This window comes from Pseudoduganella sp. RAF19 (assembly GCF_052114165.1).
Lineage (GTDB): Bacteria > Pseudomonadota > Gammaproteobacteria > Burkholderiales > Burkholderiaceae_D > Rugamonas.
The window spans coordinates 429,209-451,035 of the sequence record NZ_JBFREF010000003.1 but is presented as its reverse complement, the minus strand read 5'-3'; the positions used below and the strand labels follow the sequence as shown (position 1 = coordinate 451,035).

Here is a 21,827-nt window from a genome sequence, read left to right as displayed (position 1 = left end):
TTTGTACCACAGTTGCGCCCTGCTTACCCGAACAAGCCATGCAAATACCAGCGCTGCTCATCGCCGCCGAGGCGTTCGCGGAACACCCAGTAATGCGCGTTATCGTCGCCTTCCGCGATGAAATAATCCCGCGTTTGCGTATCGCTCCACCACCCTGCTTCGATGCGCTCGGCCGGCGTTACCACGCGCAGCGATGAGGTGTAGAACGGCCGGTGATCGCGCATCATCAAAGCGATTGGTTTCGGCAGCAGCCACACGGGACGCGGCAAGGGACGCGGCGGCATCTGCGCCTTCACGTCCGCTGCGCGCAGCTTGAGCTGCACCGGCACCCAGTTGTTGGCGTACTCCGGACGGAAGTCGGCGCGTGGCGAAGGCTGCAGTACATTGTCCGTGCCCAGCCGGGCAATCAGCACTTCGAACAGGCGCTGCCGGTCTTCCTTGCTGCCGCCCGGTTCCGGGAACAGCGAATCGCTGAGCGGCGCCATCGGCTCGACCTTGGTCGCTTCCAGGCTGAGGCCAATCACCGGCGCCACCAGCTCCACCTTGCCCAGACGCTCTTTCAGCAGACGCACCAGATGCTCGTCGCGCCAGGTCGGCTCCGACAGCGCAACCTCGATGGGCGTTGGCGGACGCGCTTGCCGCCCGCGCTCGTGCTCCAGTTTCAGGCAGATGCCCTCGACAGCAAACTGGCGCGCGCACAGCCAGCCCGTCAGCTGCTGCAGCAAGCGGCAAGCGCCCGCCAGCAGCAGGTCGGCATTCTCGATGCGGCCAAACAATTCCAGCTTGGCGGTAAAGCTGGGCGGCGCCTCGATCCACTCGAACATTTCCGGCGTGGTGCCATGCGCTGCATCCAGCATGGCCAGCACCGCTGCACCGCACCGCCGCTTCAGGCCGGGACGCGGCAAGCTGTACAGCTCGCCCAGCGTCTGGCAGCCGATGCCCTGCAGCCACGGCAGGAAAGGACGCACGGGCGGCATCAGCCCGGCCGGTAAGCCGTCCAGCCTGCGCATCAGGCTCTTCATTGTTAAAGAACGACCGCCGCCGCTGTGTGCCAGCAGCCAGGCGCCGCGCGCGGTGGGCGCCACACCAAGGTGAGCGCTGAAGCCGAGCGCATGCAGGCTGGCCAGCACACGCCGGCACAGCTTGCGAATGCCGCCGAACAGGCGCAAGCTGGCGCCGATATCCAGCAGCAACGATGCTTCTTCACCTTCTGCCACATTGGGCGTGAACTGCAGCATGGCCATCGCCACCGCATGCAGAGCGTCCGTTTCCTTCAACGGCGCGCGTTCGTGCAATTCCGCATGCGGCGCCATCATCATCACGCCGCCGCGCCGCATGCCCGGACGCACCCCGCAGGCGTGCGCCAGGCTGGATAAAGCTATAACCCCATCCTGCTCCAGCACCACGCTGCACTGGTCATCCGACCACCGCGGGCAGAATATCTCCAGCGGAAGCTGGGGTAGATGCAGGCTGATCCATAAACGCATGACGCAACAAGGTAGAAGGCATTAATGGGAGGAAGAGCGGTTCATCGCGCCGCGGTCCCCGCCGTTTGATAAAGTCAATCTGCACGCCGCCCGATGCGCCGCGCACCGCCAGCCGCAATGGCGCCGGCGACGAGTCTTGCGCTTCCTGGATCGGACGCATCATGCAGAACAAGGTGTCGCTGCTCTGGGCTGCCATGTGCAGGCGGCGCAAGGATTCGCCGCGCACATGCTTGTCCCACAGCAGCACCGCGCCGCAACAACCGCTGCGCAGCGCTTGCTCGGCCGCCCATTGCCCATCGGCCGCGCGGCCGGTGTTCTTCACCCACACCAGCTGCGAAGGCTGCAAGCCCAGCGCGGACAAGCCCAGCACCTGCGGCACTTGCGGCGGCTGCAGCATGACAATCGGACGCGTCAGGCCCGCCAGCGCCGGATGCAGCAAGCGCATCTCGCCGATGCCGTTCTGCTGCAACAGCAACTCAATCAGCGTGCCGGTCGGCCAGCCCCCACCGGGCAGCTGGGCCGACAGCGCGGCATACCCGGTGTCGACGCACCGGGTCGTGCTTTGCGCCAGTTGCGATGCAAACCATAGCGAAGGATGCAAGGCTTCCGGCGCTTTGATCGGATCAGAGCGGGCCATGGAATTCGAAAGCAAATAACTGTATGCATATACAGTACAATCTGCACGGGATTTTGGCAAGGTTTACCTGCGCATCAGGCTGGTAAAATCGCCAACATTGCCTTTTTACCGAACGCTATGGAAACCATCGGCGCAGTTCTCTTTGCCATCGCCCTGCTGCACACTTTCAGCGCCAAGTCTTTCGAGAAATTGGCGCACCGCTACCCGCGCCATCACGGGCTGTTCCACCTGCTCGGCGAAGTGGAAGTGGTGTTCGGCTTCTGGGCGTTCGTGCTGGTGGTGGTGATGGCTTTCGTGGCGGGACCGCAGAATGCGATTGCCTATGCGGAGACTCAGCAGTACACGGAGCCGCTATTCGTGTTCGTGGTAATGGTAGTGGCCGCGTCGCGTCCTGTGCTGGAGTTTGTGCAGCGCGTGCTGGCCACGATTGCGCGTCTGGCGCCGGGACGTAGCGAAGTCATGCTGGCCTGGCTGGGCTTGTCCGTCGTACCGCTGACCGGCTCGCTGATCACCGAGCCTGCCGCGATGACGATTGCTGCGCTGATGCTGGCGCCGCTGGTGTTTCGCGATCCGATGCCGGAATGGCTCAAGTATGGGGCGCTGGGCGTGCTGTTCGTCAACGTGTCGATCGGCGGCACGCTGACTTCCTACGCTGCGCCGCCGGTGCTGATGGTTGCCGGCACCTGGCAATGGGATAGCGCATTCATGGCCGCTCAGTTCGGATGGAAGGCGGCGCTGGCGGTATTCGTCAACGCGACTGTGGTGACGCTGCTGATGCGACGCCACCTGGTTGCCGAGCCACCGCGCGCGGCGGCTGATGCCGCAGCCGTGCCCTTGTTCGTCTGCGCGATTCATCTCGCCTTCCTCGCGGCCGTGGTGCTGCTGGCGCATCATCCGGTGCTGTTCCTGGGCGTGTTCCTGTTCTTCCTCGGTTACGCGCAGGCTTACCAGCGCTTCCAGTCGCCATTGATCGTGAAAGAGGCTTTACTGGTGGGCTTCTTTCTCGCGGGACTCGTCGTGCTCGGCGGCATGCAGCAATGGTGGCTGCAGCCCATCGTCTCTCAGTTACAGCCCGTGGCGCTGTTCTTCGGCGCACTGGGACTGACCGCCATCACCGACAACGCGGCCCTGACCTACCTCGGCTCCTTGATCGACGGCATCACGCCGCAGGCGCAATACATGCTCGTGGCAGGCGCCGTTGCCGGCGGCGGCCTGACCGTCATCGCCAACGCTCCCAACCCGGCCGGCGTCTCGCTCCTGCGCGCCGGCTTCCGCGACCAATCCATCAGTGCCTTCGGTCTGCTACTCGGGGCCGCCGCCCCCACCGTCACCGCCGCCCTCGCCTTCTTCTTTTAATCGTGTGCGCAAACGAAGACCGGCATGGCGCTCTCATTAAGCGCTATCGCAAGCGTCTCGCGAGCAAGCGTGCTAAGCGCACACTATTGAATCCCTGCAAGGACGCGAAAATTCTGCTTGCGCTATTCTGATTCTCATCCCGTTCCGCAAAGGAGCGGCTCTTTCACGACACTACATCAGGAGATGAGAATGAGCTATCTAGACCGCGATCCATATGGTATCTACCGCGACCGTACTGACAACGACGGTCCCGGCCCGCGCCTGATGGGCGCCGACACATTGATGGGCGAGGACGTCTACAACCGCCAGGACGAAGACCTCGGCGACATCAAGGAAATCATGCTCGACATGCAGACCGGCCAGATCGCCTATGCAGTGCTGTCCTTCGGCGGCGTGCTGGGCATGGGCAACAAGCTGTTTGCCGTGCCATGGCAAGCGCTGCAACTGGACACCGCCAACAAGCGCTTCGTCCTCGACTGCGCTAAAGAAAAACTGGAGAACGCTCCAGGCTTCGACAAGGACCGCTGGCCTGACATGGCAAGCGCCGAATTCAGCACGCAGATCCACGATTTCTACGGCACCCAGCAAGCCATGCCAGGCGCTCGCACCTCCACTGGCAGCGTGATGGGCTCGGGTACCGGCACCATGCAAAGCGGATCGAGCGGCAGCTACAGCGGCTCGACCCGGGACGATGACATCGTCGGCGGCAACAAAGGCAACTATTGATCCCACGTGGCAGCAATTGACTGTTTAATGTCATTGCTGCCTGGCGGCGACGCGCGAATAATCGGCTGATCTTCTTCAGCCGATTTCATCATGCGCCTACTGATCCTGTTTGCCGCCCTCCTCTTCGCAGCCGTAAGCCAGGCGGCCGAGCGTCCCCTCATCGTCATTGTCGGCTCCAACGAGCATACCGAGATCAGCGACTTCATGCTGCCGTATGGCGTGCTTAAGCGCGCCGATGTTGCCGACGTGCTGACAGCGTCGGTACACGAAGGCCCGATCCGCATGAGCGCCGGCCCGCGCGTGCAGCCTGATGCCAGCCTCGCCGAATTCGACCGGAAGTATCCAGCAGGCGCCAACTACGTGATCGTGCCCGCCATGCACGACTTCAAAGACCCTACGCTGGCCGACTGGCTGAAGACGCAAGCCGCACATGGCGCCACGCTCATCAGCATCTGCGACGGCGCGCTGGTGCTCGCCAACGCAGGCGTGCTGAAAGGCCATCAAGCCACTGCACACTGGGCCACGCGCGGTTACCGCGAAGAACACTATCCTGACACCACCTGGCTTGCCAACGCGCGCTACGTGGCGGACGGCAAAGTCATTACCAGTGTGGGCATCAGCGCCGCCATTCCCACTTCGCTGGCCCTGGTTGAAACGATTGCGGGCAGCGAACGTGCGCGCGCTGTGGCGAACGACATTGGCGTGAGCGGATGGGGCACGGAACACGACAGCACCGTCTTCGGCCCGCACCTTGGCAATCTGACCGTCTGGATGACGTGGTACACCGATCCCTGGTTCCATTCGCAGCGCGAGATTGGCGTGCCGGTCGCGCAAGGCGTGGATGAAATCGCGCTGGCCATCACTGCCGACGCCTACCAGCGCGCCAAGCGCGCCGTGCCGGTTACGGTCGCCGCCTCCGACGAGCCGCTACATACGCTCTATGGCCTGACCATTCTGCCGGAGCGCGTGGCCGGTACCGCCGACGCTCCCGTGCAAATGCTGCCGGCCCTGGACAGCACGCCACCTGCGCTGATGTGGAGCAAAGTACTCGGCCGTATCGCCGACGATTATGGTTCGCGCACCGCGCAACGCCTGGCGCTGGAATTTGAATATCCGGATTACGCGCCGAGGTAAGATGGCGATATGCCGCCAGACCGCCCCTGCCGTATCGTCCTGCTCGCCCACGAGCAAATGAATCTGCTGGACCTTTCCGGTCCGCTGCAAGCCTTCGCCAGTGCTGCCCGCCGCCACTCGGATGGCGCCCCGCCGCTGTACGAAACCATCATCGCTTCCGCTCACGGTGGACTCGTGACCACCAGCGCCGGGCTGGCGATCATGACCACGTCCATCGCCGATCTGGCCGACACCCCCATCGACACACTGATCGCTCCCGGTGGCTGCGCGGGCGACGAATATGACGCGCCGCCGGAGCTGGTGGCTTTCGTGCAGGCGCGCGCGGCCTCCGTGCGGCGCTTGTGCTCCGTCTGCACTGGCGCGTTCCTGCTGGCGGCAGCGGGCCAGCTGGATGGCCGGCGTGCGGCCACGCATTGGGAATGGGTGGAACGGCTGCGGGGCCGGCATCCAGCGGTGGCAATCGATGCGGACAAAATTTATGTCCGCGATGGACATGTGTGGACTTCGGCTGGCGTCAGCGCAGGCATCGACCTGGCGCTGGCCTTGATCAATGAGGACTACGGCCATCGCGTGGCTATCGAAACTGCGCGGCAGATGGTGGTCTTCATGAAACGTTCCGGCGGCCAGTCGCAATTCAGCGTGCCGCTGGCCGCGCAGGCGCGCGCGAGCGGCGGCTTTGCGGATCTGCATGCGTGGATTGCCATGAACCTGCACGAGGACTTGCGCGTGGAGCGGCTGGCCGAGCAGGCCGGCATGAGTCCACGCACATTCGCGCGGGCTTACACGAGCCAGATGGGATGCACGCCGGCGCGCACTGTGGAGCAGATGCGGCTTGAGGCGGCGCGGCGGGCGCTGGAGGAAAGCAGCCTGCCTGTGAAGACGATCGCGGCGCAGGCAGGATATGGCGAGGAGCAGAATTTGCGCCGGGTGTTTCTGCGGCAGTTGGGCGTTACGCCGGGCGACTACCGGAAGCGCTTCGCGGCGGCGGATCAATGATCCGCCCTACGACGCTCCGCGTTATCGCCCCGGTAGGGCTGATCATTGATCCGCCGGGACTACGACGCTCCGCGTAATCGCCCCGGTAGGGCGGATCATTGATCCGCCGGGACTACGACGCTCCGCGTTATCGCCGCGGTAGGGCGGATCATTGATCCGCCGGACCTCAACGCTGCATCGACTCCCAGACTTTCATCAGGCGCTTGACCGACACCGGCATCGGCGTGCGCAGTTCCTGTGCGAACAGGGACACGCGCAGCTCCTCCAGCATCCAGCGGTATTCCACCAGTTTCGGATCGGTGTTCTTGCCGGCCGATTTGTCGCGCGCCACGCGCAGGTAAGGCTGGGCGGCGATATGCCATTCCGCCATCGCCTTCTGATCGCGTGCCGAATCCGCGCGCAACTTTTCGATACGCACATTCATCGCCTTCAGATAGCGCGGGAAATGCGACAGCTGCGTGAACTCGTTTTCGATCAGGAAGCGCTTGTGCACCAGGCCTTGCAGCTGCTGTTGCATGTCCTGCGCGGCTTGCGGATTGACGCCCTGCAGGCGCTTCGGCAGGCCGTGGTACTCGGTCAGCACTTGCGACACCAGGCGTGCAATTTCGTTCACCAGCAGTACCAGACGCGATTTGCCTTCGTCCTTGCGCTTGATGAAGCTCGCCTCGTCGCTCGGCAGCGGGTCCTGCAGGCAGGCGATGTCCAGCGCTTTGGCGATGATCTGGTCGCGCAGCTCTTCCTGCGTGCCCATGGACATGAACTGCATACCCATCTGCTGCAGGTTCGGGATCGATTTCTCCACAAACTTGATCTGGTCCTTCATCTGCAGCGCGAACAGGCGGCGCAGGCCGATACGATGGGTGCGCGCAGCGACGTTCGGATCGTCGAAGACTTCCAGATCACAGTGCGAGCCCTTGTCCACCAAGGCGGGGAAGCCGATCAGGCTTAGCTTGCCTTGCTGGATTTCCAGCAGCTCGGGCAGCTCGCCGAAGCTCCAGGTGGTGATGTTGGTATGCGCGGACGGCGCGGCAGCGCCCGACGCGCCTGCCCCACCAGCGCCAGCACTGCCTCCGCCGCCTGACGCACCGCGTGCATCCGGGCCGCCTCGGCCGCCCGCCCCCGCCGCACCGCGCGCCGCGTCGGCCGCGATGCCGCCGTGCGTGGGCTTGGCCGCGCCGCTGGCTGCACCTCCCGCACCCGGCGCGGGGCCAAGGCCACGTCCAGCCAGTTGTGCGAGCTGCGCGGGCGTGGCAGCATTGCCGCCGCCTTCGGCCATCTTCTGGAAGCTCTGGCGCGCCTGCACGCCGTACTCGGCCTGCAAGGTGGCGAGATTGCGCCCCATATCCAGCTGGCGTCCATGCTCGTCCACGATCTTGAAGTTCATGAAGTGGTGAGCCGGCAGCTGCTCCGGCTTGAAGTCCGTGGTCAGCACCGTGATCGTAATCTGCTTGCGGATGTCAGCGATGATCGCATCAACCAGGTCACCGCGTCCGAACTCCGTACGCTCGACAAACCTGGCCGCGTAATCCGGCAGCGGCACCATATGGCGGCGCTGCTTTTGCGGCAGAGTTTTCAGCAGCAGATGCACCTTCTCCTTCAGCATGCCCGGCACCAGCCACTCGCAGCGCTCGCGCGAGATCTGGTTCAGCGCATACAGCGGCACGGTCAACGTAACGCCATCACGCACGCTGCCCGGCTCAAAGTGATAACTAAGCTGCATTTCCAGACCGCCCGTCATCATCTTCTTCGGGAACAGGTCTGTGGTGACACCTGCGGCCTCGTGGCGCATCAGGTCTTCGCGGTTCAGGAACAGCAGCTTGGGATCGTCGTGGGACGCATCCTTGTACCACTTTTCGAAACCGGCGCCGTTCACCACGTCGGCCGGAATCGCCTGGTCGTAGAAGGCCTCGATCAGCTGATCATCCACCAGCACGTCCTGGCGGCGCGACTTGTGTTCGAGGTTTTCAATCTCGCGAATCAGCTTGTGGTTGTGAGCGAAGAACTGCAGCCGGGTATCGTAATCGCCGCCAACCAGCGCGTCGCGAATGAAGATTTCGCGCGCCTCGGCCGGATTCTTCTGGCCGTAGTTGATGCGGCGCTGGCTATATACCACCAGTCCGTACAAGGTAGCGCGCTCGGAAGCCGTGACTTGTGCGGGACGTTTTTCCCAGCGCGGCTCGCCCCAGGATTTCTTCAGCAGGTGTCCGCCGATCTTCTCGATCCATTCCGGCTCGATGCGCGCCACGCAGCGTGCGTACAGGCGCGTGGTTTCGACCAGTTCGGCCGCCACGATCCACTTGCCCGGTTTCTTGGACAGCGCGGAGCCCGGCCAGACATGGAAACGGATGCCGCGTGCGCCGAGATAGCCGGCGCCCGGTTCGTCGTCGGATTTAAAGCCGATATTGCCCAGCAGACCGGTGAGCAGGGCCATGTGGAACTGGTCGTAGGTCGCCGGCGACTCGTTGGTGCGCCAGCCCTGCTCTTTCACGATGGTCAGCAGCTGCGAATGGACATCGCGCCATTCACGCAGGCGCAGCTGGTTCAAGAAGGTCGCACGGCAGCTGTCCATCAGCTGCCGGTTGGACTTCTTGTGTTCAATCGCGCTCTCGAACCATTTCCAGATTTTCAGATAGCTCAGGAATTCGGACTTCTCATCCGCGAATTTCTTGTGCTGTTCATCGGCGGCTTGCTGATGCTCGATCGGACGGTCGCGCGGGTCCTGCACGGACAGCGCTGACGCCACGATCAGCACTTCGGTCAGGCAGTGGTATTCCTGCGCGGCCAGGATCATACGGCCAACGCGCGGGTCCAGCGGCAGCTTGGCCAGCTTGCGGCCCAGCTGCGTGAGCTTGTTGTCTTCGTCAACGGCGCCCAGTTCCTGCAGCAGCTGGTAGCCGTCGGCGATGGCGCGGCCCAGTGGTGGCTCGATGAAGGGGAAGCTCTCCACATCGGTCAGATGCAGGGACTTCATGCGCAGGATGACGGAAGCCAGCGAGGAGCGCAGGATTTCCGGGTCGGTGAACTTCGGTCGCTGCGCGAAATCCTGTTCGTCGTACAGGCGGATACACACGCCATCGGCCACACGGCCGCAACGGCCCGCGCGTTGGTTGGCGGCGGATTGCGCGATCGCCTCGATTTGCAGCTGCTCGACTTTATTACGGTAGCTGTAGCGCTTCACGCGCGCCAGGCCGGCGTCCACCACGTAGCGGATACCGGGCACAGTCAGCGAGGTTTCCGCCACGTTGGTCGCCAGCACGATGCGGCGCGCGTTGGTGGTGCGGAAGACGCGGTCCTGCTCTTCAACCGAGAGCCGGGCGAACAGGGGCAGGATTTCCACGTGCGGCGGATGGTGCTTGCGCAAGGCTTCGGCGGCGTCGCGGATTTCGCGTTCGCCAGGCAGGAACACAAGCACGTCGCCGCTGCCAATGCGGCAGACTTCATCGACGCCGTCGACGATGGCGTCCATCAGGTCGCGCTTTTCTCTTGCTGCTGCGGTACGCGCGCCTTTCGCGTCGGTGGTTGGCGCGCCGACGTTGACCTGCTCGCGCTCTACCGGACGATAGCGGACTTCCACTGCGTACAGGCGGCCGGAGACTTCAATCACCGGCACCGGCGGTTTGCCTTCCTGCGTGAAGTGTCTCGCGAAGCGTTCGGCGTCGATCGTTGCGGACGTGATGATCACTTTCAGGTCCGGACGGCGCGGCAGGATCTGTTTCAGGTAGCCAAGCAGGAAGTCGATGTTCAGGCTGCGCTCGTGGGCCTCGTCGATGATGATCGTGTCGTAAGCCTTCAGCAGCGGGTCGGTTTGCGTTTCGGCCAGCAGGATACCGTCGGTCATCAGCTTGACCGAGGCGCCTTTGCTCAGGGTGTCGTTGAAGCGGACCTTGAAGCCGACGGTTTCGCCGAGCGGTGTGCCCAGTTCGACTGCGATGCGCTTCGCGGTCGACGAGGCGGCGATTCTTCGCGGCTGCGTGTGGCCGATCAGGCCTTTCTGGCCGCGTCCCAGTTCGAGGCAGATTTTCGGCAGCTGTGTGGTTTTGCCGGAGCCGGTTTCGCCGGAGACGATGACCACCTGGTGATTCTGCAGCGCTTCAGCAATTTCCGCGCGCCGTCCAGACACCGGGAGGTCTTCAGGGAAGGTAATTGGCGGCAGCGGATTGCGGAACAGCGCCGCCTCCTCGCGCGCCTTGCGCTCCTCCTCCGTCTCCCGCCGACGCTCCCCCCGAGCGCCGTCGCCACGGGCCTGTCCCGCCGCGTCGCCACCTTCGCGCTGCACGCGCGGCTGGCTTGCGGACGCGCCACGGTCGCCGCCGCGCGGCGGACGTGCGTCTCCGCCACGGGCCTGACTCGTTGCGTCGCCACCTTGGCGCTGCTCGCGCGGCTGGCCGGCAGACGCGTCGCGATCGCCGCCGCGCTGCGGACGTGCGTCGCCGCTGCGGACTTGGCTCGGTGCGTCGGCGGACGGGCGCGGAGGGCGCGGTGTGTCGCCGCGCTGGCCGCGTGCTGGCTCGTCGCGCTGGTTGCGTGCCGCCTCGCCGCGCTGGCTCCGCGCTGGCTCGCCGCGCTGGGCGTCAGCGCTGCCTGGGGCGCGTGCTGGGGCGCCGACTGGCGCGGACGCAGCGGCGTGGCGGGCATCGCCGGTGCCGCGGGTATCGCGGGTGTCGCCGGAGGCCGCGGGGGACGCTTTGCCGCCTGGAGGTGTCTTATTGCTTGCTTCTACCATCTTTTTTTACAGTATTTGATGCGAAAATCGCGCAGCGAATTATAATGCGCGAAATGGAAAACCCTACCCAATTCGTCCACTGGCTGCGCTCCGTCGCGCCTTACATCCACGCTTTCCGTGGCAAGACCTTCGTGGTCGCCTTCCCAGGTGAACTAGTCAGCGCCGGCGCCCTGCCCGTGCTGGCCCATGACTTGTCCTTGTTGCACGCTCTGGACATCAACGTCTGCGTCGTCTACGGCTCCCGCCCGCAAGTGGCGGAGCAGCTCGCGCTGCGAAACGTTGAAGGCCGCTTCCACAACGGCATCCGCATCACGGACACCGCCGCCATGGAATGTGCCAAGGAAGCCGCCGGCGAGCTGCGCCTGGACATCGAAGCCGCCTTCAGCCAGGGTTTGCCGAATACGCCAATGTCGAATGCGGCAATCCGTATCATTTCCGGCAACTTCATCACCGCCCGTCCGGTCGGCGTGATCGACGGCGTGGACTTCGAACTGACCGGCATCACGCGTAAGGTCGACGCGGAAACCCTGCATTCCATCATGGGTTCCGACGGTGTGGTGCTGCTCTCCCCGCTGGGCTTCTCGCCCACCGGCGAAACCTTCAACCTGACGATGGAAGACGTTGCCGTCTCCGCCGCCATTGCCCTGCACGCCGACAAGCTGATCTTCATCACCGAAACAGACATGATGAAGGATGCCGGCGGCGTCGAGATTACCGAACTGTCCTCGCACCAGGCCGAAGCCGTGCTGCAAGCCGGCTTCCTGTCGGACGCCACCGCCTTCTACCTGAAGCACTGCATCAAGGCCTGCCACAACGGCGTGGACCGGGCGCACATCGTGCCCTTCGAGATGGACGGCTCCGCCCTGCTGGAACTGTTCACCCACGACGGCGTGGGCACCATGATCTCGCACGAGAACCTGGAAAGCCTGCGTCCTGCCACAATTGAGGACGTTGGCGGTATTATCAAGCTGATCGAGCCACTGGAAGCTGACGGTACGCTGGTGAAACGCGGCCGCGAGCTGATCGAACGCGAAATCGAGATGTTCTCCGTGATCGAGCACGACGGCGTGATCTTCGGCTGTGCCGCATTGTACGCCTTCCCGGAAGAAAAGATGGCCGAAATGGCATGCCTGACCGTCAACCCCGACGTGCAAACCCAGGGCGACGGCGAGCGTATCCTCAAGCACATGGAAAACCGGGCGCGGGCCCAGGGCATCACCAAGCTGTTCGTGCTGACCACCCGTACCGCCCACTGGTTCATCAAGCGCGGCTTCGTGCCGGCGACCGTGGAAGCCCTGCCGAAAGACCGCCAGCGCCTCTACAACTGGCAGCGCAAATCCCAGGTTTTGATCAAGACACTATAATTGCAGTTTTTAGGAGTTCCGAAAATGGCTCGTACCGTCCATTGCATCAAACTGAACAAGGAAGCTGAAGGCCTCGACTTCCCGCCATATCCTGGCGAATTGGGCAAGAAAATCTATGAATCCGTGTCCAAGGAAGCCTGGGCTGCCTGGCTCAAGCACCAGACCATGCTGGTCAACGAAAACCGCCTGAACCTGGCGGATGTGCGCGCGCGCAAGTACCTGGCTGCGCAAATGGAAAAGCATTTCTTCGGAGAAGGCGCCGACCAGGCAGCCGGCTACGTACCACCAGCAGAGTAATCTCACCCACAAGGAAGCGCGATGCCCCGTTTGAACGTCAAAGTCTTAACCGGGGCAATCGCCCTGGCCTTATCCCTCCCTTCCTTCGGCGCCGAGCAAGCCTGGGTCGCCAAATCCAACGAGAACGCCAAACTGCTGCTGGCCGTGATGGCCAGGTATGCGCCTGAAGAAGCGGGCAGCCTTGGTGTCGACGGCCTGGACGAGCAGATTGTCGACATGTCGCGCGACCAGTTCGACGCCAGCAGCAAGGACACGCGCGCCGTCGTGGCGGAGTTGCAGAAGCGGGAAAAGGCCGAGACCGATGCACGCGTCAAACAGGACCTCGACATCCTGATCACCAGCGCCAACGATAACCTGCATACCGCAGCCCTGCAGCGCAAATACTTCATCCCCTACACCGACGTGACCCGCCTGATCTTCGGCGTGGTGCGTGAGAACCTCGATCCCCGCATTCCGAAAGAACGCCAGGCCCACCTGCTGGTTCGCCTGGAAAAATACGCCGGGCTCGCGAAAGGCTACCGTCCACTGACGGAACTGGCCAAGGCGCGCACCGCCGAACGCATGAAGGCCGACAAGAAGCTGATCGGCCCCTACAAAGGCAAGGTGCAAAAGGCCATCGAGGATTCGCCCACCCTGATCAAGGGCATGAAAGACCTGCTGGCCAGGAGCGACATCAAGGGCTGGGAAAAGCCGATGGCCGCGCTGGAACAGCAGCTCAACGACTACACCGAATACCTGAAGAAGGACATGCTGCCGCTGGCGCGCGCCGACCACAAGCTGCCGCCTGAAGTCTATGCGGACAACCTGAAGCAGTTCGGCGTCGACATCCCGCCGCAGGAGCTGATCTCGAAGGCATTGACGTCCTTCGCCGAGATCCGCAACCAGATGAACATCACCGCTCGCCTGATCGCCGATCAGCGCAAGCTGCCGAATGCCGACTACCGCGCCGTGATGGCGGAACTGAAGAAGCAGCAGATTCCGGAAGCGGAAGTCATGCCGCTGTATAAGGAGCGTCTGGTGCAGATCGAAGCGGCCGTGCGCGAGCAGCGCATCGTCACCCTGCCGGCGCGCGAAGCGAAGATCCGCCTGGCGACCGAAGCAGAGAATGCTGCCAGCCCTGCGCCGCATATGAGCCCTCCCCGCCTGATCGGCAATACGGGCGAGTATGGCGAATTCGTGCTGACCACGGGCGTCAAGTCGCCGGATGGGAAGTCGCTGGCATTCGACGATTTCACCCACCAGGCGGGCACCTGGTCGATTACGGCGCACGAGGCGCGTCCCGGCCACGAGCTGCAGTTTGCGAAGATGCTGGAGACAGGCGTTTCCACCGCCCGCGCGGTGTTTGCCTTCAACAGCGTGAACGTGGAAGGCTGGGCTCTGTATGCGGAAGCGGAGATGCAGCCTTACGAGCCGCTGGATGGACAGCTGTTCGCGCTGCAGGCGCGCGCCATGCGCGCCGCACGCGCCTTCCTCGATCCGATGGTCAACCTGGGACAGATTACGCCGGATGGCGTGAAGTCCTTCCTGATGGATGATGTGGGCTTGTCCGAAGGGATGGCGACGCAGGAGATGCAGCGCTACACCTTCCGCTCGCCCGGACAGGCGACGTCCTACTTCTATGGCTACCAGCGTCTGATGGAAACGCGCGAGGCGGCCGAAGTCGCCCTGCGCCAGAAGTTCGATCGTCAGGCGTTTAACGACTTTGTGCTGTCACAAGGCCTGGTCCCACCTGCCCTGCTGCGCAAGGCAGTGATGGACGATTTCGTCAAATAGGGACACAACACATTTATTTGGCGGTGCCGGGGGCGCCCTGCCCCGATGGCATCGCTGCGCACTGGCGCAGTTCGCAGCGCGCCAGGAATACTTTGCCGTTATCGCAAGCCATGCGGTACACCTCGACCGGGCCTGGTTCGCTGACCAGCCCTGCGCCGTAACCACCCTGGCACGACTCCGCCTTCGCCAACCGTTCCACCGTCGCGGATGAAATCCCCGCACGGAATGCGACCTTCTGCACTTCAACGCCATTCACCATGACACGCCGCGTACCATCCGCCGCCAACTCAGGCTGAACGGACTTGCGCATGACGGGCGCTTGCGCGACCTCGTCTTGCTTCAGGAACGGGATGTGGGAACAGGCACTCAGCAAACTAGCGGACAGCAACAGCAGCGAGAGTCGTTTCATAGGCCTTAATATTTGAGGGTTTTGACGCCTTCGGACGTGCCGAGCAGGCACACATTTGCGCCGCGGGCCGCGAACAGGCCAACAGCCACCACACCGACGATCTGATTGATGTCGGTTTCCAGCTTGACAGGATCGGTAATCGACAGGCCGGCCACGTCGATGATATTGCCGCCATTGTCGGTAACGAAAATCTCGTCCGAGCCGGACTTGGTACGCACCTTCGGCTGGCCGCCCAGGGCCGCCAGCTTGCGCATCACGGCGTTGCGCGCCATCGGCAGCACTTCCACCGGCAGCGGGAACTTGCCCAGGGTTTCAACCAGCTTGGAGCCGTCGGCGATGCAGACAAACTGCTTCGACACCGACGCCACGATCTTCTCGCGGGTCAGCGCAGCGCCGCCGCCCTTGATCATATGGCCGGCGGCGTTGATTTCGTCGGCGCCGTCGATGTACACCGCGATTTCCGAAACTTCGTTAAGATCGAATACAGGAATGCCGTGGCCAGCCAGGCGGGCAGCGGTCGCTTGCGACGAGGCAACCGTGCCCTTGATGCGGTGCTTGATCCTGGCCAGTTCATCGATGAAGAAATTGGCGGTAGAACCGGTGCCGACGCCGATGATTTCGCCATCAATTACATAATCAATAGCCGAAATAGCAACAGCTTGTTTCAATTTGTCTTGCGTCATAGTTACAATCAATTGGAAGATGCGGATACAGAAATGGGCGTATTTTAGCTGAATTGACCACCCTCCCGAGGAAATCAGCATGAAGCCAAGCACCGTCCTGATCGTCGATGACAGCCGAGTCTCCCGTATGCTCACCCGGCAACATATCCAGGTTCGCCACGCCGACTGGATCGTGGAGGAAGCCGCCAACGGCGAGGAAGCCATCGCCAAGGCGCCCAATTTGCAGCCTGACCTGGTGTTGTTGGATGTGAACATGCCCGGCATGGGCGGCGTTGAAGCCGCCGCCGCCCTGCGCGCCATGCTGCCGGAATGCCACATTTCTCTGCTGACCGCCAATGTGCAGGCGGCCACCCGCCAGCGGGCGGAAGCGATCGGTGTCGGTTTCATGGAAAAACCCATTACCGCCGAACGCATCGCACAACTGATCGCCCCACTGGAAGCCTGACATGATCCGCCTGTCCGAACTGGAGCTGGACGCCCTCGTCGAGCTGTTCAATATCGGCGTGGGACAGGCGGCGAGCGCCATGAGCGAAATCGTCAACGAAACGGTGACGATGTCGGTGCCTTCCATCAGCTTCCTGAGCCGCGCCGCGGCCGCCAAACTGCTGGCCACCAAGAGCACAGGCAGCGGCCGCATTTGCGGCATCAGCCAGCACTACGCCGGCGCTTTCCAGACCGACGCCATCCTCATGTTCCCCGAGGAGAAAAGCCAGCAGATCGTGCGGCTGATGGTGGGCGAGACGATGCCGCTGGAAGAATTGTCGGCAATGGAACAGGAAGCCATGAGCGAGATCGGCAACATTCTGCTGAATAGCTGCGTGGGAGCGCTGGCGAACATCTTCGAGCGCGAGCTGCAAGGATCACTGCCCGCCTACCACGTCGGCTACAGCGAAGAGCTGCTGGCCTTGTCCGGCGCGGGCGAATCGATGGTGCTGATGCTGCACATCGAATTCACGGTCGAACGCCAGCAGATTTCCGGCGACGTGGCCTTCATCATGGACGTGAGCGCGCTGCAGGATTTGAAGGTGCATGTGAATTCTTATCTGGCGCGCGCCATGGGTGGGGCCTGAACCATGCAGCCCTTGCTGCAAAGCGTGCTGGATACGATTGATGTCGGCGCTGTGGTGCTGGATAGTGAACATCTGGTGGTGTTGTGGAATCGCTGGATGGGCCAGCACTCCGGCGTCACCAGCACGGAAGCGCTGGGCCGCAATTTCTTCGACCTGTTCCCCGACCAGCGCGGGCGGCGTCTCGATGGCGCCGTGACGCAGGCACTCCGCAACAATATGCCTTCGCTGCTCTCGCAAACGCTGAACCGCTGGCCCCTGCCCCTTTACGCCAGCAAGGCGGAAGCGGAACAGGGCGAGCGCATGCATCAGGCGCTGACGGTTACGCCCATCAATATGCCGGGCGAGGAACGGCATTGCCTGATTCAGATTAATGACGTGAGTGCCGCTGTGCTGCGCGAGAATCTGCTGCGCGAGCAGGCCATGGCCCTGCGCTCGCAAACCCTGCTGGATGATCTGACCGGCGTCGCCAACCGCCGCCATTTCGACATCGCCATCGACCGCGAAGCGCGCCGCGCGCGCCGCACCGGCTCGCCCCTGTCGCTGATGATGCTGGATATCGATTACTTCAAGGCCTACAACGACCACTACGGCCATCAGCAGGGCGATGCCTGCCTGGAAGCCGTATCGGCTGCGCTGGCGACGATGCAGCAGCGTCCCGCCGACCTGTTCGCGCGCTACGGCGGCGAAGAATTTGCCGTCATCCTGCCCGATACGCCGGGCGATACGGCCCTGCAAATGGCGCACTCCATGTGCCGCAAGGTACGCGACCTGCACATCCCTCACGAGGCGTCGCAGGCGCCGCATAAACTCATCACCATCAGCATCGGCGTGGCCAGCACGGACAAAGGCCATCCCGGCGAAGTCTATGATCTGATCAATGCAGCCGACCGCGCCCTCTACCACGCCAAAGCCTGCGGCCGCGACCGCGTCGAGACGCTGGAGATTTAAAGGAAGGTCGCCAGGTAGTCGATGAAGGCACGGCTCTTGGCCGGCAGCTGGCGGCGCGAGGGATAGTAAAGGTAAAGCGGAAAAGTCTCCTCGCTCCAGCTGGGAAAGAGGTCGACCAGCTGGCCCGACTTGATCATTGCTTCCGCCGTGAAGCACATCACCTGCGCAATGCCGAAGCCTGCCAGGCAGGTTGAGTACAACGTGGCGCCGTCGTTGACGGTGAGCGCGCCGCTGACCTGCACTGTCTTGCGCTTGCTGCCGCGATGGAATTCCCATGCAAACGGCCGTCCCGTCACCGGGTCGCGGAAGTGGATGCATTGATGGCGCCTGAGATCTTCCGGCTTCGCAGGCGCGCCGTGACGGGCGATGTAGGCTGGCGATGCGACAGTCAGAATGCGCGTTTCCATCAGCTTGCGCGCCACCAGCGTTGATGGCTGCGGGTGGCCGAAGCGCAGGGCGAGGTCAATGCCGTCTGCAATCAGATCGCCCAGATCATCACGTGTAATCAGTTCCAGCTGCAAATCGGGATGCGCATCGAGGAAAGCGCCGAGGCGCGGCCCCAGTACCAGCTTGGAAAAGAAGGGATCGACGTTCACGCGCAACCGTCCGCGTACTTTCACCGCGCCTTGCGAGGCATCGCTGACGCATTCTTCCAGCTCTGACATCAGCGGCAGCACCTGGGCATAGAAGCGGCTGCCTTCGTCCGTCAGCGTGAGCGAGCGCGTGGTGCGCTCGAACAGGCGTATGCCCAGCCGCGCTTCGAAGCGCGACACGGCACGGCTCACGCCGGACGGCGACATGTCCAGCACCTCGCTGGCGGCGGCAAAGCTGCCGGTATCCACAATCGCGGCCAGCACTTCAACGCCTCTGAGAATTCCTTCTTCCATCAGCACATTCTAATTGATGATTCGTAGTCATGAAAGAAGTGCGATCCATGCCATCGTCAAATGAGTGCAGCGCCGCGAAAATGGCTCCACTTTCTCATCAAGGAGCACATCATGTACGTCATCACTGGAATTACCGGACAAGTCGGCGGCGAAGTTGGCCGCACCCTGCTCGCTGCAGGACTGCCTGTGCGCGCCGTCGTGCGCGACGCTGCCAAAGGAGCGGCCTGGGCTAAGCAAGGCTGCGAGATCGCGCTGGCTGACATGGCCGATGCGACAGCGCTGACCACTGCTTTTGCCGGCGCCGAAGCCGTCTTCGTCCTGCTGCCGCCAAACTTCGATCCGGCGCCCGGCTTTCCTGATACCGAAGCGCGCGTGGCAGCGCTGTACGAAGCACTGATCGCCGCCCAGCCCAAGCGCGTGGTCTGCCTGTCCACCATCGGCGCACAGGCCACGGAGGCCAATCTGCTGAACGCCCTGCGCATCATGGAGCGCAAGCTGAGAGACCTGCCAATGCCGGTTGCCTTCCTGCGCGCCGGCTGGTTCATGGAAAACATGATCTGGGATATTGCGCTGGCCAAAGCCACCGGCATCGTTCCCAGCTTCCTGCAGCCGCTGGATAAGCCTGTGCCCATGGTTGCCACCGTCGACGTAGGCCGGGTTGCCGCCGAGCTGCTACGCCAGGAATGGCAAGGCGTGCGCGTGGTCGAGCTGGAAGGCCCGGCGCGCGTGTCGCCGAATCAGATCGCCGAATGCATGTCGCTCGTGTTCAACCGCACCGTGGAAATGGAAGCCGTCCCGCGCGACCAGTGGGAAGCCCTGTTTCGCAGCCAGGGCATGAAGCATCCCCTGCCCCGCATCCGCATGCTGGACGGCTTCAATGAAGGCTGGATTGAATTTGAAGGCCCGAACGTGCACAAGGGCGAGGTACCCGTGAGCGCCGTGGTGGAAGCGCTCGCGGGCAAGACAGCGTGACGATCAGCTGACGGAGAGCGCCAGCACAGCCAGCGAATACACGGTGAGCGCGATCACCGACATGAAGAGCAGCGCGCAGGTACGCCACAAGCCTTCGTAGCGCGTCAGACCATAAGTACCGCGCAGCTGCTTGTACATGTGGAATGGCGGGACAAAGCAGAACAGCACGCCCGCCGTGCCATTGAAGCCGTAGTAGCTCAGGATCGCTACCACCACAAACAGCAGCGACATGAAGGAGAGCGAATACAGCGAGAACACCGCGTGGCTGAACATCGACGCACCGCGCTTCCAGAACAGCATCAGCCACAAAAAGGGCATGGAGATCGGCACCAGCAGGAAGGAGTATTTATAGGCCGCGTTTTTCAGCTTATACAGCGCCAGCTCCGGGTTTTCCACCGCGTGCTTCAGGGCCACGTTCAGCCACGGGATATCGCTGTTGATGTTGGACGACTTCACTTCTTTCTTCCAGTCCCAGTCGGAGTCGGAATCGTCGGCTTTTGCGGCGGGCGCGCTGCTTGCTGGGCTACTTGCTGGGCTACTTGCTGCGCTGTTGGCTGAACTGCTTGCTGCGCTGCTTGCCGAGCTGCCAGCCGCGGCACCGGCAGCCGTGGTCACCGCCGCAGCCTTGGTCGCAGCTTCCTCGGCGGCCGCCAGCTTCTTCCTGGCCTTTTCCAGTGCGGCCTGCGCTTTCGCAATGCCCTTCTCGCCCTCGGCCGCTTTCAGGTCGGCTTCGGCCTCAATCACCTGTTCTTTTCGGTTCTCCACTTTCTCCGCGAGGCGCGCGCTCGTCTGCTCCGGTGTTGCCTGCTTGTCCGGCGCACCGTGATTCAGATTGCCCACGGTGAGCGAGAACACGAAGAACATCAGGAACATCATGAACAGGAACAGCGCCAGCGGCGACACGAAGCGCGTGCGCTGGCCGTCCAGGAAGCGGCGCGTCAGTTCGCCGGGGCGCAAGACCAGCAGCGGCAAGGTGCGCCAGCCCTTGGTCTCGAAGTGGAACATGCCGTGAATAAGCTCTTCCACCAGATGCAGCACGGAGTTGTGCAGGTGGGTCTTCTGCCCGCAATTTCCGCAGTAATTACCGGCAGTCTTGGCGCCACAGTTGGCACAGACCCCGCTGTGCACATGCGCGCTCTGGTCGCCGGCATTGCCTTCGATTTCGTGTGCTATCAGGCCGGCCGTAACCAGATCGCCCGCAGCTTCCAATTCCACTCCCATGCCAACCTCATTACTGATTGCAAAATCAGCATGATAGCTCACATGTCAAGGCAGCAATAGTGAATGCTGGGTCGCCGTGTGGAAGTCACGCCACACCCGGTTGATGGTGCTGTGCACGTTGGCGGCGTACAAGCCGCAGTAGGGGTAAAGACCATCCACCGCTGAGCGGGAAGCGGCGACAAGCGAGAGCGAGGCGTCCTGCAAGCTTTCGATTTCGGCTTGCGGCACTTCCTCGCCGGCCGCCACGCGCGCCCATGCACGATCGAGCAGCGCGTAAGCGTGGTCGCGTGCCTGGACGAGCTGCGTTTGCGCATCGTGCAGCAGACGCTCCACTTCCGGGCGCTGTACCAGCGGCTGTCCGCTCATCGTGTGCTTGCGGCGTGCGATCGAGTCGCGTGCCAGTCCCACGAAGTGACGCGCCATGCCGGCCAGGTTGGCGGCCAGTGTGATGTAAGCCAGCGGATAAAACGGGAATTGATACAGCGGCCCCGGCGCCGTCGCATGCGCGGCATCGATCACGAAGCCATGGCTGGACGGCACCCACTGTCCCTGAATACTGTAACTGTGCGACGCCGTCGCGCGCAGTCCGACGCTGTGCCAGGTCGGCACAATCGACACCTGCGCCGCTGGCACCGCGAATGCACTGATGCGCGGCGCACCGTTTTCATCCCGCAGCGGCTGGCCGTTCTCGCGCAGCACGGCGTTCAGCGTGAAGTGCGTGGCCATCGGCGCACCGCTGGCGTAATCCCAGCGTCCCGTGATGCGGAAGCCGTCACCTTCGCGTTCCGCAAAACCGGTCGGCGCGCCGCTGCCCGCCAGGCAGACACGCCGCGTGCCAATGATCTCGCGCGCCAGGTCCGGCGGCAGAAAGCCCGCAAACCATCCCGCGCCTGCGCACAGCGTGACGACCCAGCCCATGCTGCCATCCGCCGCCGCGATTTCCTCTTCGAGACGCACCACCTCCGGCAGCGGCAACTCCGCCCCACCTGTCGCGCGCGGCGCCAACATCCGCAACCAACCCCGCCGGTGAATCAGCGCCTGCTGCACAGGCTCCAGAAAGCCGCCCACATCAGCGGCCGCCGCGTGCTGGCAAATACGCAAAAGATCTCGTTGGGTGATGTGCTGGTTCAAAGACATTGGATCA

The 21,827-nt window shown here is 63.1% G+C and carries 19 protein-coding genes; 11 read left to right on the top strand and 8 right to left on the bottom strand.

Annotation, left to right across the window (positions count from 1 at the left end; genetic code table 11):
- Positions 1-23 precede the first annotated feature (23 nt).
- Complete coding sequence (locus tag AB4Z19_RS09940; protein WP_442027941.1) at positions 24-1,487, bottom strand: Y-family DNA polymerase; 1,464 nt, start codon at positions 1,485-1,487, stop codon at positions 24-26.
- Entirely contained in the window at positions 1,417-2,124 is a 708-nt protein-coding gene (gene imuA, locus AB4Z19_RS09935; RefSeq protein WP_442027942.1) for a translesion DNA synthesis-associated protein ImuA, read from the bottom strand. The genes AB4Z19_RS09940 and imuA overlap by 71 nt, the downstream gene beginning before the upstream one ends.
- A gap of 117 nt (positions 2,125-2,241) precedes the next feature.
- Between imuA and AB4Z19_RS09930 the strand changes: the two genes are divergently transcribed.
- The 4 genes from AB4Z19_RS09930 (at position 2,242) to AB4Z19_RS09915 (ending at position 6,336) form a co-directional block, all read left to right on the top strand.
- Entirely contained in the window at positions 2,242-3,480 is a 1,239-nt protein-coding gene (locus AB4Z19_RS09930; RefSeq protein ID WP_442035171.1) for a putative Na+/H+ antiporter, read from the top strand.
- Between the two features lie 189 nt (positions 3,481-3,669).
- Entirely contained in the window at positions 3,670-4,206 is a 537-nt protein-coding gene (locus AB4Z19_RS09925; RefSeq protein ID WP_442028231.1) for a PRC-barrel domain-containing protein, read from the top strand.
- 90 nt (positions 4,207-4,296) lie between these two features.
- Positions 4,297-5,340, top strand: coding sequence for a DJ-1/PfpI family protein (locus AB4Z19_RS09920; protein WP_442035170.1), 1,044 nt, complete (start codon positions 4,297-4,299; stop codon positions 5,338-5,340).
- A gap of 9 nt (positions 5,341-5,349) precedes the next feature.
- Positions 5,350-6,336 (top strand): GlxA family transcriptional regulator, encoded by a 987-nt coding sequence (locus tag AB4Z19_RS09915; RefSeq protein ID WP_442035169.1) that lies wholly within the window; start codon positions 5,350-5,352, stop codon positions 6,334-6,336.
- A gap of 166 nt (positions 6,337-6,502) precedes the next feature.
- Here the strand turns inward: AB4Z19_RS09915 and hrpA are convergent, their stop codons facing one another.
- Positions 6,503-11,059, bottom strand: coding sequence for an ATP-dependent RNA helicase HrpA (gene hrpA, locus AB4Z19_RS09910; RefSeq protein ID WP_442035168.1), 4,557 nt, complete (start codon positions 11,057-11,059; stop codon positions 6,503-6,505).
- Between the two features lie 53 nt (positions 11,060-11,112).
- Between hrpA and argA the strand changes: the two genes are divergently transcribed.
- The 3 genes from argA to AB4Z19_RS09895 are packed head-to-tail and all read left to right on the top strand — an operon-like array spanning position 11,113 to position 14,493.
- Positions 11,113-12,423, top strand: coding sequence for an amino-acid N-acetyltransferase (gene argA / locus AB4Z19_RS09905; RefSeq protein WP_442035167.1), 1,311 nt, complete (start codon positions 11,113-11,115; stop codon positions 12,421-12,423).
- A gap of 24 nt (positions 12,424-12,447) precedes the next feature.
- A complete protein-coding gene (locus AB4Z19_RS09900) occupies positions 12,448-12,720 on the top strand; it encodes an oxidative damage protection protein (protein WP_442035166.1) in 273 nt (90 codons plus the stop codon).
- A 21-nt stretch (positions 12,721-12,741) separates the two neighbouring features.
- On the top strand, positions 12,742-14,493 hold the full coding sequence (locus AB4Z19_RS09895) for a DUF885 domain-containing protein (protein WP_442035165.1): 1,752 nt from the start codon (positions 12,742-12,744) through the stop codon (positions 14,491-14,493).
- Between the two features lie 13 nt (positions 14,494-14,506).
- Here the strand turns inward: AB4Z19_RS09895 and AB4Z19_RS09890 are convergent, their stop codons facing one another.
- Together AB4Z19_RS09890 and rpiA are read right to left on the bottom strand one after the other, a co-directional pair.
- Entirely contained in the window at positions 14,507-14,902 is a 396-nt protein-coding gene (locus tag AB4Z19_RS09890; RefSeq protein ID WP_442028902.1) for a hypothetical protein, read from the bottom strand.
- 5 nt (positions 14,903-14,907) lie between these two features.
- A complete protein-coding gene (rpiA, locus tag AB4Z19_RS09885; RefSeq protein WP_442028903.1) occupies positions 14,908-15,585 on the bottom strand; it encodes a ribose-5-phosphate isomerase RpiA in 678 nt (225 codons plus the stop codon).
- Positions 15,586-15,664: 79 nt separating this feature from the next.
- On the opposite strand from rpiA, the gene AB4Z19_RS09880 reads away from it, so the two are divergent.
- Genes AB4Z19_RS09880 through AB4Z19_RS09870 form a run of 3 tightly spaced genes read left to right on the top strand, consistent with a single transcriptional unit; the run spans position 15,665 to position 17,603 of the window.
- Complete coding sequence (locus AB4Z19_RS09880) at positions 15,665-16,030, top strand: response regulator (RefSeq protein ID WP_442035164.1); 366 nt, start codon at positions 15,665-15,667, stop codon at positions 16,028-16,030.
- A gap of 1 nt (position 16,031) precedes the next feature.
- Entirely contained in the window at positions 16,032-16,655 is a 624-nt protein-coding gene (locus tag AB4Z19_RS09875) for a chemotaxis protein CheC (protein WP_442035163.1), read from the top strand.
- A 3-nt stretch (positions 16,656-16,658) separates the two neighbouring features.
- Complete coding sequence (locus AB4Z19_RS09870) at positions 16,659-17,603, top strand: diguanylate cyclase (protein ID WP_442028822.1); 945 nt, start codon at positions 16,659-16,661, stop codon at positions 17,601-17,603.
- Here the strand turns inward: AB4Z19_RS09870 and AB4Z19_RS09865 are convergent.
- Complete coding sequence (locus tag AB4Z19_RS09865; protein WP_442028823.1) at positions 17,600-18,496, bottom strand: LysR family transcriptional regulator; 897 nt, start codon at positions 18,494-18,496, stop codon at positions 17,600-17,602. The two genes, AB4Z19_RS09870 and AB4Z19_RS09865, sit on opposite strands and share 4 nt — an antisense overlap.
- Before the next feature lie 105 nt (positions 18,497-18,601).
- Here AB4Z19_RS09865 and AB4Z19_RS09860 point away from each other — a divergent pair, with 105 nt between their 5' ends.
- Positions 18,602-19,462: an NmrA family NAD(P)-binding protein gene (locus AB4Z19_RS09860; RefSeq protein ID WP_442028824.1), complete on the top strand. Its 861-nt coding sequence runs from the start codon at positions 18,602-18,604 to the stop codon at positions 19,460-19,462.
- A 3-nt stretch (positions 19,463-19,465) separates the two neighbouring features.
- On the opposite strand, the gene AB4Z19_RS09855 is transcribed toward AB4Z19_RS09860, so the two are convergent.
- Both AB4Z19_RS09855 and AB4Z19_RS09850 read right to left on the bottom strand, forming a co-directional pair.
- On the bottom strand, positions 19,466-20,683 hold the full coding sequence (locus AB4Z19_RS09855; RefSeq protein WP_442035162.1) for a DUF3667 domain-containing protein: 1,218 nt from the start codon (positions 20,681-20,683) through the stop codon (positions 19,466-19,468).
- A gap of 45 nt (positions 20,684-20,728) precedes the next feature.
- Positions 20,729-21,784 carry an acyl-CoA dehydrogenase gene (locus AB4Z19_RS09850; protein WP_442035161.1) on the bottom strand — a complete coding sequence of 352 codons (1,056 nt, stop codon included), beginning with the start codon at positions 21,782-21,784 and terminating at the stop codon, positions 20,729-20,731.
- Positions 21,785-21,827 lie beyond the last annotated feature (43 nt).